Genomic DNA, 11515 nt, shown 5'->3' with positions numbered 1-11515 from the left:
CGCCAATTTGTGAGTTCGCCAATTTGTGAGTTCGCCAATTTGTGAGTTCGCCAATTTGTGAGTTCGCCAATTTGTGAGTTCGCCAATTTGTGAGTTCGCTAATATGCAACTCCTCAGCGTCTCCGCGCCTCTGCGGGACTTTCCCCCGTTCCCCGGCAAAACATTTCATCTTCGGATTTCATGCTGCCGGCGCTGAAAAGGCATATCATCTCCTGGTTGTATGGACTATTGAATCTCCCGCAGAGTCGTTGAGACGCTGAGTAGACTCAGTGACATGGAATCTCAGCGCCTCTGCGCCTCCGCGGGATATCCCCCAACCTCCCCATGACCGAAAACGAAATCGGCACCCTTGTCATCGCTGCCGCTATCGACGTGCATCGAGAGCTCGGCCCAGGGCTGCTGGAATCCGTCTATGAAGTAGTGCTGGCTCGTGAGCTTTCCGATCGGGGGCTGGTCGTCGAACGCCAGGTTCAAGTGCCGATTGTATACAAGGACATGCACTTCGCAGAAGCCTTCCGGGCCGATCTTATCGTAGAAGGCAAGGTCGTGCTCGAACTGAAGTCTGTCGAGCGTGTAATCCCCGCCCACAAGAAGCAGGTGCAGACCTACCTTCGCCTTACGGGCCTCAAGCTTGGCTATCTGTTGAACTTTGGGGAGGCCGTGCTCAAGGGCGGCATCACCCGGTGTGTGAATCGCCTGGAAGAGGATGTGTCAAGGAAAGGTGCGAAGCAGAATAATGGCAGTACTACCGAAGAGCACGTTCGGTGACCACCACCCTTTCTCGCATCACCGCCTGAAAATCCCGAACCCAAAGTAACACGGCTCCTCGCTGCATTTGTACATCTTCACCTCCACCTCGTAGCCGGCCGACACTTTCGGGGTGAATGCCACCAGGGGCTGATCGTCATCCTTCGTGTCTTCCTGGACCACCTCGCCGTCTTCGTTCAAGATCTTCACGTCGATGTCCGTGCAATCGTTGTCACATGCGGCGCTGATGATGTACTCCGTGCCTTCGTCGAAGTAAAACGTCCACAGATCGTCTTCGCCGGCATGAATGCTGCCCATCACGTAGTTCTGCAGGGCATATTCCCCGCCAAGGTCGGTAATCGTCGTGTAGTGGTTCTGCAGCTGATCCCATACCTGCTGGGCATACGATTGCCCGAGCAGGAGGGTGGGCAGCCAGGCGGCCTGCGAAAGAAGGAGAAGGACGAAAAGGAATGCTTTTTTGAAAGGATACCGCATGGCGTAAGCCCCGGATGGTGTTGGAAGGGATCTGGGCCGGCCTCCGCCTCCGCGGCGCCGGTTCGATACACCCGTCGGAAACGGGCATATGGAATAGAAATCGACGCCTTTGCCGGCTTCCGCAGAGGTCCCTCAAAATATTCTCCCCCATCCATACGATACCGCTACAACAGCCGTGCCTGTACCTCATCGATGTTGGCCACGAGGGTGCCTTCGGTGATCACGATGATCCTCTCGCCGTCCTCATCCTCGACGAAGCCGCCGACGCCCTGAACACTACCTATAACACCACTCGCCGGCGCTGGGAAGCCAGCCGGTTGTGGCTGCAAGACCACCTGGAGCAGGCCGCCTGACCTCCCCCCGCGTCCCTGCGTCTCAGCGGTACAATTCGAGAATGGATACTACTCCCGTAGAGGCGCTGGGACGCAGAGAGGGAGAACGCAAGAAATATCCGCGCCTCCGCGCCTCTGCGGGATCCCCATAATCCGTCTCCGGACAGTTCCATGAGGCCCATGCATTTACCCTCATGCACTGTTGTGGCCGACGGTAGTTTTGGGTTACATTTGGCGTCAACTACCACTCAATACCTCGGGATCTATGGTACGCGCTGTCACGACCATTCTGCTCATCGGCTTCCTGGCCGGCTGCTCGGTATTCGACACTGAACCGAGCATCGATGTGCAGCTTCACGCTCCGATCTTTAACGCCATTCCCGACACGATTCGCATCGGCGAGGGTATTCGTGTCCGTGCGGAGTTGACGGATACGAGGCGCGGGATCATCGCTTATCGGTTTGAAATGTCGCACAGCAATCCGTCCTACAACGACACAAAAGCGCTAGATCTAACCACCTCACTGCGGGGTATAGTACATCACGTGACGATCGATACCGTCCTTGATTTATCTGCAAATTTGCGGGGTAGCGACGAGGCCGGCGTGTATACGTTCGGCCTGATCGCGCAAAATGGAAAGGACGTATCTGGCAAACGGGCGTTATTTTATGTGGTGAGATGATCGGGCGCCCGTATGAAACATCTAGCTATCGCCGCCTTTTTTCTGACGCTCGCCGCCTCCGCACAGGGCCAGCCGGGCTGGAGCGATGCTTTTGGTGGCGATCTTCTGTTTGATGGAAGTGTCGAGGCTATCGCGTTCGACGGGGAAGGGCGCGTCTATGTCGGCGGGTTTTATGACCATGTCGCCGGCATGCCCGCCTACGGCCTCGCCCGGTGGGATGGGATTCGGTGGGAGCCGCTCGGAGATCCCGTCATGGATGTTTCGGCCATGCGCATGGTCCGCGATACGCTCTACATTGCCGGTGAGAATCTGACCGCACACGCAAGCAGTTACCAGGTGGCCAGGTGGACGCCTGATAGCCTCTTCGTGCTTGGGCAATTCGGGCACGGGTGCTGCGGAAGACCCTTTATCTACGATATGGATGCGGATTCGGCCGGCAACCTGTTCGTGGTCGGGAATTTCGACTTCGTCGATACTACCCTGCATACGACCGGCATTGCGCGCTGGAATGGAGCGCGGTGGGACAGCGTCGGCGAACATATCAGCGGGCAGTTCGAGCTCGACGATCGCTTGAACTCGGTATTTGATGTCCACATCGAGGGATCGTTCATCTATTTAGGTGGGCAATTTAACGAAATAGGGGACCGATCTACACCGGGTATCGCGTGGTGGGATGGTGGCGGCTGGGACGGAATTGGAGGTGAATTCAGCCAGGTGTTCGCGGTAACGATCGGGCCGGATGGTGCACTGTACGCCGGCGGATATTCCGATACGACCGGGGCCGATGGCGTTTCCCGCGTGGCTCGTTGGGATGGGGCCGGATGGGAGGACCTGGGGAGCGGCACTGGCAAACCTTACGACCGAGTGAGCGTCATCGCGGCGGATAAGGCCTATGTCTACATCGCCGGCACGTTTTCAAGCGCGGATGGCACCCCAGCCCAGAATATCGCCCGATGGAACGGCGCGATCTGGGAACCGCTCGGCTCGGGGGTCAACGGAATGATCAATGTGATGGAGATCGGGCCGGATGGATTTCTTTATGTCGGTGGAGAATTCACCGAAGCCGGCGATTTGCCGGCCGTCAATCTGGCACGCTGGACCGGTGAGGCCTGGGAAAGTGTCGGGGCGATCCATACAAACGACGGACTCAATGGAACCGTGCATGCGCTGACCGGCGATGGAAAAACGTTGTACGCCGGCGGTTCGTTTTCCACGGCAGGGGATATGCCTGCCAGGCACATCGCCTCGTGGGATGGGGACGCGTGGAGCAGCATCGGTACCGGTGTGAATGGCGAGGTACTGGCGCTCACGCTGGCTGCCGAAGGCACGCTTGTGGCCGGGGGAGCCTTCACGGAAGCAGACGGCCAGCCGGCCCGGCGGATTGCTCGATGGAACGGCGGGCGATGGGAGCCGCTTGGCGACGGGTTTAACGACGCCGTGTTGGATGTGGCGGTCGACTCGGTCGGGACCATCTACGCGACCGGTCGATTCACAGCATCCGGCTCCGATTCACTCAGGTACGTCGCCCGATGGGAGGATACCCGCTGGATCCCTCTCGGCAACGGTCTGCCCTCTTTTGGATATGCCCTGGCGATTGGCCCCGACCAGGCCGTGTACGCCGGCGGTTCGTTCCAGTCCAGCCTCCCGGACGCCTCCTACGTGTGGCGCTGGGACGGAACGCAGTGGCACCCGCTGGGCGAGGGGCTGTTCGAGCCCTTTGACCAGGTGCTGGATCTGGATATGTATGGCGATACACTGTATGCCGCGGGTAACTTCAGATTGGGTGGGGATTTACCAGGCTCCAATCTGGCGCGCTGGGATGGTATGCGGTGGGAAGGGTTGGGTTCGCCAGGAATGAACGCGCTGACCAGCGTCGATGTGAGCGAACACGGAGAGGTCTACGTCGGTGGACTTATCAAAAACTATGTGGGTCGTTGGGTTTCCGGCGGTATCGAAGAACTCGATGGAGGCGTGAATCGTTTTTCCCGGGTCGTCTATAGCCAGGGCCAGGACCTGTTTGTCGGCGGCCACTTTACGCAGGCCGGCGGTCGGTCATCCAATTTCCTGGCCCGCTGGAGTCCGTCAACGGGGACCAGCATTGCGCTCGACCCCGGGTCGAATCATAAGGGTCTGGAGGCCAGCTTCTATCCAAATCCGGCCTCACGCGAAACGACACTGCGCCTTGGCGTGGAAATGGCCGGCCCGGTTCGCGTCATCCTGTACGACCTGCTCGGCCGGCATGTCGCTACCCCCATCGATGGATTTTTTGATGCCGGCACGCACTCGGTCGCGCTAAACCTCGCACCCCTATCATCAGGCGCCTACCTCTATCGCGTGGTCTCATCCGGACGTCAGGTAAACGGTATGCTCCACTTCATTCCCTGAAAGATAAGGGCGCACCAACCTGCCAACCTACAACCTCGGTTGACTATCTCCCCCGGCGGGCTGATCTTTGACAGCCCGCTTTTTTCATCTCCCCGTACGCCGCTCCGTGCAACTTTCCGTTCGCGATATCCGAGGCTATGTCCTTAACATGCATACCCGCATGCCCTTTCGCTACGGGCCTACGGCGCTGACGGCGGTGCCCCACCTGTTCTTGCAGGTCGATCTTGAAGTCGACGGCTACCGCCAGATCGGCGTCACCTCCGAAGGGCTCCCGCCGGGATGGTTCGAGAAAACGCCGGGGCTCACCTACGAGGCTGAAATCAAGCGCATGATCGAGGCCATCCGTCTTGCGAGCCGGCTCATCGAAGGGCAGCACTTTCCATCCGTATTCGCGCTCTGGATGCGGCTTTATATGGGGATGCAGGCGGCATCCGACGCGCCGCCGCTGCTGCGGTCGTTCGGGATCAGCATGGTCGAGCGCGGCGTCATCGACGCCTTTTGCCGACTGCTCGATCTCCCCTTCGCCCGCGCCGTCTACGATAATGCGTTCGACATCGACCTCGGCAGCATCCACACCTGGCTATCGGGCCTCCAGCCGGCCGATCTGCTTCCATTCGAGGCCATCCCCCACCAGTTCATCCGCCACACCGTCGGGCTGGACGACCCCATCCGCGAGCGGGAAATCAAACCCGAAAACTGCATCACCGACGGCCTGCCGCAATCCCTCGAGGCGGCCATCGAGGCGTACGGGCTCCGGTACTTCAAGGTCAAACTCGCCGGCGATGTCAAGCTCGACATCGCCCGCCTCGGCGCCATCTGGGATGTGCTCAGCCGCACCGTCGACGGCACCTTCCAGGTATCGCTCGACGCCAACGAACGCTTCGCGACACCCCTGGATATGCGCGATTATTTCTCTACGCTCCTGCAGGACATGCACGTCCAGGCGCTGTTTGACCATGTAATCTACCTCGAACAGCCGCTCCACCGGGACTTCGCTTTCCAGAACCTCTCGATGGCCTTGCCCTCGGGGCTGGAGTCGCTCCCTATCGTGATGGACGAGTCCGACAGCGAACTCACCAGCCTCAGCCGTGCGCTTGACGCCGGCTACGCCGGCACCAGCCACAAGAACTGCAAAGGGATTGTTAAAGGCATCGCCAACGCCTGCCTGCTCGCCCGGCTCCGAAAGAACGACCCCGGGCGCACCTATTTGCTCACCGGCGAGGACCTCGCCAGCGTCGGGCCGATCGCCCTGTTGCAGGATATGGCTGTTTCCTGCACCCTGGGAATCAAACACGCCGAGCGGAACGGGCACCACTACTTCACCGGCCTCAGCATGTACCCGCCGGAGGTCTGGGCCGATGTCCTCGCCCACCATTCTACCCTGTACGCACGCCACGAAGACGGCTTCCCGACCCTCCGCATTCAGGAGGGGCGGGTCTATACCGAAAGTGTGATGTCCGCGCCATTCGGGTACAAACCCGCCTTTAACCTCGAGCCCTACACGCCCCTCGAAGCCTGGAACAGCGCTTCGCTCCTGACGCCATAACCTATGACGCACAACAACGAATCCACACGCCGGCTCGGACTCGTCCTCACCGTGGCCATGGTCATCGCTATGCTCATGGGCCCGGGGCCCGGGCTCCGATTGGTGAACCCGGACATCAGCGATCCCGATGCCGTCTATGTCGTCGCCGGCATGCCGATCGTGTATGTCTGGGGCGTATGCTGGTTTGCAGTTCAGGTTGCCATCGTTCTGGTGGCCTACCTGAAAATCTGGCGCGTTGAGGATAGCCTCGACGTCAAGTCTGAAACAGAGGGCTGAACGCGATGGAGAATCAGATCATCTCCGATCTCGGCGGGATGGCGTACATCGTACTCGCGGCGTATTTGCTGGTGCTGCTGGTGATTGGGTACGTCGGCTACCGGAAGAGTAAGGTGGGGGAGGAGGATTATTATCTCGCCGGCCGCGGGCAGGGCTGGGTGGTCTCGTCGCTGACGATCATGGCGACGTTTTTTAGCTCGTTCGCGCTGCTCGGGGCGCCCGGCATGGTCTATCGAGACGGGGTGGTATTCGCCCTATTTGCGCTCAACGTCCCACTCAGCGGCGCGATGATTTATGTGCTGGGAAGCAAGATTCATCGTGCGGGCAAGGCGAACGGGTACGTGACGCCGGCCGACATGTTATGCGACTACTACAAGAGCCCTGTAGCGCTGCGCCTGCTCGTCGCCATCACAGGCTTCTTGTATGCCGTACCCTACGTCGTCATGCAGATCCAGGCCGGCGGAATTCTGGCCGCCCAGCTCTTTCCAGGGGAGAACAGCTTTATCATCGGTGCTGTCCTGCTTTCCGCCATCACCATGCTGTATATCATGATCGGCGGCATGCGCAGCGTGGCGTGGACGGATGTCATTCAGGGAGGTTTGCTCATCTTCGGGATGCTCGTCGCCGGCGTCGCGACGATGTACCTGCTCGGCGGCGTATCCGGCTTCTTCGCGCGCGTGGCCGAACTCCCGAAGACGTCGCTGTCCGTCCCCGGCACCACGGGCTACTGGTCGCCCGAGATGCTGTTTACCGTATGCTTCTTTGCGTCGATGGGGTCGATGGTGCAGCCGGCGCAGTGGATGCGGTATTATTCGGCCAAGTCGACCGCCACGCTCCGGCGTAGCGCCGTCATCTTCACCGTGGTGCTCACCGTCTGTTACCTTTTTGGCATCATGCTCGTCGGGCTCGGGGGGCAGGTCCTGTATCCCATCGAAACGGGCGGCGCCGTGGTGCTGCCCCACCCTGAGGTAGGGACGGCCCCGGGACAGTTCGATCAAATTCTGGTGGTCATCATCAAGAACCACCTCCCGCAGCTGCTGGGGGTATTTGGCAGCATCCTCGCTGCCGTCATCATGGTGGCCATCATGGCCGCTGCGATGAGCACGGCGGACAGCAATCTGCACGCGCTGAGCGCCATCCTCACCCGAGACATTTATGACCGGTATATCAACCCGGCGGCCTCGGAGACGCAACGCACGTGGGTGGGGCGGGGCATCATCTTCCTGGCCACTGCTCTTGCGCTCACGATCGTGATTGTGAGCCGCACCAGCGAGACGATAAATCTGGTGGGGATGATCGCACAACTCGGTCTCCTGGCGATTGCGTTTTCGAGTCAGCTCCTACCCATGGCGTTCGACATGTTATTCGTCAAGCGCGGGACGCGCCAGGGTGCCGTGGCTGGCATCGCGTGCGGGTTGGCCGTGGTGTTTCTGCTGAGTCCCCTGTGGCCGTCCATTCTGGGTGGCGGGGGAGAGACGCTGAGCCGGCTCCGCACGATCATCGACATCGGCGCGTGGGGGCTGCTCGTCAATGTCGTCGTCTTCATAGTAACATCCCTGCTCACCCGTAAGGCCGCTGTCGTCGCGGTGCTGGCGTGTCTGGCGCTGCCGGCGGGCCAGGCTGCCGCCCAGGCACTGCCGGACGATCGCCTGACCGAGGCCGCGCCGGATAGCTTCAAGGTGGCGTTCGAGACGAGCAAAGGGGCCTTCGATCTGGTCGTCTATCGGTCCTGGGCCCCGTTGGCGGCAGATCGATTTTATCACTTGGTCCGCCTCAAGTATTACGACGAGGTGTCCGTCTACCGTGTCGTTCCGGGCTACGTCGCGCAGTTCGGGATCCACAACGATGAGGCGACGAACCGGGCCTGGAAACCGCTGGTGCTGGAGGACGAGCCGGTCATGCAGTCGAACGCCCGCGGTACCATGGCCTTTGCGCGCGGCGGCCCGAAGTCGCGCACTACCCAGGTCTACATCAACCTGGTCGACAACAGCCGGCTCGACGCCCTCGAGTACGGCGGCGTGCGGGGGTATCCGCCCTTCGGTAGGATTGTCCGGGGGATGGATGAAGCCGTGGCGCTTTTCAACGGGCAATACGCCAATGCGCCGGCCATGCGGCAAGACTCGATCACTACATCCGGTCGTGCCTATCTGGATCGCACGTTCCCGGGACTCGATTCCATCGTCACGGCCCGGCTCATCGCGTTCTGACGGACGGGCTTACCCTTTTACACCGTACGTAGGCGCGCAGGCCGCGCAGGGGCAGAGGATCCGGAGGCGCTCCCAGGTGTGGATGCCGGCATCGTGTCCATCGTCCCACACGAAGCGTAGCCCGTACCCGCCGACAGGCTCGAGGCGGACCTGTTCCCAGCGCATGAGCGAGGGAAGGAGAAAGAGCTCCCGTTCGGGAATTTGCCCCATTTGCTCATGGCTGCCCACACATGAGGCACACGGACAGGCGCGGCGGAGGGCGTCGAGCGGATAGGCGCTGACGTGGCCGTCGGCCCAGGTGATGAGGAGGGACTGCTCGCCGGCGTCGAGCACGATCTGGCGAGGTGCGTAGGATGCAGGCATGGCGGGAAGGGGGGTAGGATAAAAAAAGCCCCGGCACTGCATGACAGGCCGGGGCTACAGGGCAAGCAACATCGTAGAACTACACTTCTTCCGTCGTGTACACGTCTTTCAGCAACACCTGGAGCTTCGAACGGCCCCGGTTGATGCGGCTCTTGACGGTGCCCATCGGCAGCCCGGTGATTTCAGCAATCTCCTCGTAGGCGAGCTGCTGGACGTCCCGCAGGACGACCACTTCCCGGAACGACTCCGGGATCTCGTTGAGCGCATCCTGGATGTATTTGTCCTGGATCGTGCTCTCCGCGTGATTGTCCGGCCGGAAAGAGTCGTCCGGCAACTGGAGTTCATACTCCTCATTATCCCGATTCACCGACTGCAGCGAGTACATCCGGCGACGCTTGCGCTTCCGGTATTCGGAGCGCGCCAGGTTGCCGGCGATCGTGTAGAGCCAGGTCGAAAACTTGGCGATGCGCTGGTACGAGTGCCGATTTCGGTAAACCCGCAGAAAGGTCTCCTGCAGCAGGTCTTCACACCGCTTCGAATCCCCAAGGAACCCGTACAGGTAGTGGGTGAGCCGCTCGGAGTACTTATCGACAAGAATGTTAAAGGCCTCGACCGTTCCCATCTGGAACTGCTCCATAAGATCCTCATCACTCATCTGTAAGAGTGTGTGGTACCGGTCTGAAGTAAGGCTCGGTGCGTAACGATGTTTGATCGTCTGGGGTGTATCCAGCATTGACGTCTCGAATCAATCTATGAGGTAGGATTTAGCGCGGCTAAACCCTCTTCGGAGGCTCAAATTCAGTTGTTTGCGCAGTCTCTTAAAATACGGAATAATCTTACCGTGTGTCGGATTATTAGCCGTATTATTACGTTTAATCGTTGAATTTATGATGATGTTATCACGATAGGAGCACCGAAGAGAATCTATCGGTCCGCCGACGCATCGAGCGTTTTCGATGAACCGGCCGGCCGGGCCGAGCTTCTCGCACAGGACGAGAATAAAGCAGCGATACGGCGCTGCGGATGCGACGGAGACAATGCCGGGGAAAGCGTGGCAGAAGGGCTATCGCGGTCTCTGTCGCGGATCATAGGCAGTATAGGACGCGCGAAGCGTTCTGTTCAACGGTGAAATCGCGCAATTTTGTGTACGGGCTTTTGCCTACAGCGTTCCCCATTGCGGCTTTCCACTGACCGAAGTTCGCAGACAAGGTGTCCACAAAGGACTACATCGTTTCGCTTCTCGGGACGAGTCGATGCGCGACGCCCATCGACGCAGGAAGCGCATCAAAACCTTTAAATCGCTCCAGGAATGTGTTTTTCGGGGGGCAACCCCACCGTGCCGAATCGGTAGCCGTGGTTGTACCCGCCCCCGGCGTGGGCTTTGCAAAAGCGCCGAATAGAATCGAATCACACGGCCTGCCCCCGGCAACCATAGAACGATCACCGACCCAATGACGCGAGGATTGTTATGAAAATGCGCCTGTATGCGACCGCCCTCTTTGTGCTGAGCAGCCTGACCGCCGGATGTTTTGTCGATTCCGACGATGATGAAGGCACCGGCATCCGAACCGCCGAATTCGTTTTCTCCATGGACGACGCCTCGATCAATGGCGATGTTGCCTCCGCTCAGTATGCGGTGCAGAGCGTCACGCCGGCCGTCGTAGAGCATGGCGCCGTCCTCGCGTATTTCCGAGAGCAGGGCACCTGGACGGCGATGCCGTTTACGTTCGCTGAAGAATCGCCGGACCTTCCCGCGGTGGACTACACCATCACGCTCGGCTATGGTTATGACGACGGCATCGTCGAGGTCTTTTACGAAGCGTCTACCCCCGCCGCTCCGCTTGAAGCCCAGCCCGACCGGGTCATCAAAGTCGTCATCCTCGCCGACCTTGGTTTTGTTCGCGCCGCCAACGTGGACCTGAGTGATTACGAGGCCGTGCGAACGCACTTTGGACTCGTCGAGTAAAGCGCTACTCCCGTATCTAAGTCTCCTTATGCCCATCGACCGCATCCATCCCGTCATGACGGGGCGGAATAGCTGGGTAGCCGATGGTCTCGGACAAACGGGCGAGACGTACCTCGTTGGCGACGATCTGCGGATGCGGGGAGCGTAGCGCGCGGCTTGGTGGATGACACCGAAGCCTACTACGAGGATCTGCGGTCGCAGGGGCACGATGCCGGAGCGATCGCTAATATCATGGCCTCCGAGACGTCCATTCTGTTTCAGGAGATCCAGACGGAAAGCGTGCGAAGCGCCCTCGCCGGCGATAGCCATACGCTGACCATCGAGGGGTACCGGGGGGAAAGGGTATTCATTGCCTATAAGCCACTCGAGATCCAGGATGTGCGCTGGATCGATTACGCGCACCATCAATGCCTTGCGCGACGCGGCCCGGAAGATGGCCGGTGGCGACACCAGGGCGCCGTTCCAGCGCAAGCGAAAGGACGAATGGGGTCAGTTGGGAGACGCCTTTAAAGTGAT

General features: G+C 59.9%; 12 protein-coding genes. 9 read left to right on the top strand and 3 right to left on the bottom strand.

Annotated elements, in window-relative coordinates; all coding sequences use genetic code 11:
* Positions 1-324: 324 nt before the first annotated feature.
* Positions 325-768 (top strand): GxxExxY protein, encoded by a 444-nt coding sequence (locus SH809_20155; protein ID MDZ4702035.1) that lies wholly within the window; start codon positions 325-327, stop codon positions 766-768.
* Positions 769-786: 18 nt separating this feature from the next.
* On the opposite strand, the gene SH809_20150 is transcribed toward SH809_20155, so the two are convergent.
* Positions 787-1242 (bottom strand): hypothetical protein, encoded by a 456-nt coding sequence (locus SH809_20150; protein ID MDZ4702034.1) that lies wholly within the window; start codon positions 1240-1242, stop codon positions 787-789.
* A gap of 20 nt (positions 1243-1262) precedes the next feature.
* On the opposite strand from SH809_20150, the gene SH809_20145 reads away from it, so the two are divergent.
* From SH809_20145 to SH809_20120, 6 genes are all read left to right on the top strand, one after another.
* Positions 1263-1595 (top strand): hypothetical protein, encoded by a 333-nt coding sequence (locus tag SH809_20145; GenBank protein MDZ4702033.1) that lies wholly within the window; start codon positions 1263-1265, stop codon positions 1593-1595.
* 244 nt (positions 1596-1839) lie between these two features.
* On the top strand, positions 1840-2256 hold the full coding sequence (locus SH809_20140) for a hypothetical protein (protein MDZ4702032.1): 417 nt from the start codon (positions 1840-1842) through the stop codon (positions 2254-2256).
* A gap of 12 nt (positions 2257-2268) precedes the next feature.
* Positions 2269-4641: a T9SS type A sorting domain-containing protein gene (locus tag SH809_20135; GenBank protein MDZ4702031.1), complete on the top strand. Its 2373-nt coding sequence runs from the start codon at positions 2269-2271 to the stop codon at positions 4639-4641.
* A 160-nt stretch (positions 4642-4801) separates the two neighbouring features.
* Entirely contained in the window at positions 4802-6187 is a 1386-nt protein-coding gene (locus SH809_20130; protein ID MDZ4702030.1) for a hypothetical protein, read from the top strand.
* A 3-nt stretch (positions 6188-6190) separates the two neighbouring features.
* Positions 6191-6463, top strand: coding sequence for a hypothetical protein (locus SH809_20125; GenBank protein ID MDZ4702029.1), 273 nt, complete (start codon positions 6191-6193; stop codon positions 6461-6463).
* A gap of 5 nt (positions 6464-6468) precedes the next feature.
* Positions 6469-8670, top strand: coding sequence for a peptidylprolyl isomerase (locus tag SH809_20120; protein MDZ4702028.1), 2202 nt, complete (start codon positions 6469-6471; stop codon positions 8668-8670).
* A 9-nt stretch (positions 8671-8679) separates the two neighbouring features.
* Here SH809_20120 and SH809_20115 read toward each other — a convergent pair whose 3' ends face one another.
* Together SH809_20115 and SH809_20110 are read right to left on the bottom strand one after the other, a co-directional pair.
* Positions 8680-9033 carry a DUF971 domain-containing protein gene (locus tag SH809_20115; GenBank protein MDZ4702027.1) on the bottom strand — a complete coding sequence of 118 codons (354 nt, stop codon included), beginning with the start codon at positions 9031-9033 and terminating at the stop codon, positions 8680-8682.
* A 79-nt stretch (positions 9034-9112) separates the two neighbouring features.
* The gene (locus SH809_20110; GenBank protein ID MDZ4702026.1) at positions 9113-9688 is read right to left on the bottom strand and encodes a sigma-70 family RNA polymerase sigma factor; all 576 of its coding nucleotides are present in this window, start codon (positions 9686-9688) and stop codon (positions 9113-9115) included.
* An 813-nt stretch (positions 9689-10501) separates the two neighbouring features.
* Here SH809_20110 and SH809_20105 point away from each other — a divergent pair.
* The gene (locus SH809_20105) at positions 10502-10999 is read left to right on the top strand and encodes a hypothetical protein (GenBank protein MDZ4702025.1); all 498 of its coding nucleotides are present in this window, start codon (positions 10502-10504) and stop codon (positions 10997-10999) included.
* A 159-nt stretch (positions 11000-11158) separates the two neighbouring features.
* The gene (locus tag SH809_20100; GenBank protein ID MDZ4702024.1) at positions 11159-11509 is read left to right on the top strand and encodes a hypothetical protein; all 351 of its coding nucleotides are present in this window, start codon (positions 11159-11161) and stop codon (positions 11507-11509) included.
* The last annotated feature ends 6 nt before the right edge of the window (positions 11510-11515 follow it).

The sequence above is a fragment of the Rhodothermales bacterium genome (assembly GCA_034439735.1).
Classification (GTDB): domain Bacteria; phylum Bacteroidota; class Rhodothermia; order Rhodothermales; family JAHQVL01; genus JAWKNW01.
This window is presented reverse-complemented; position numbering and strand designations above follow the sequence as displayed.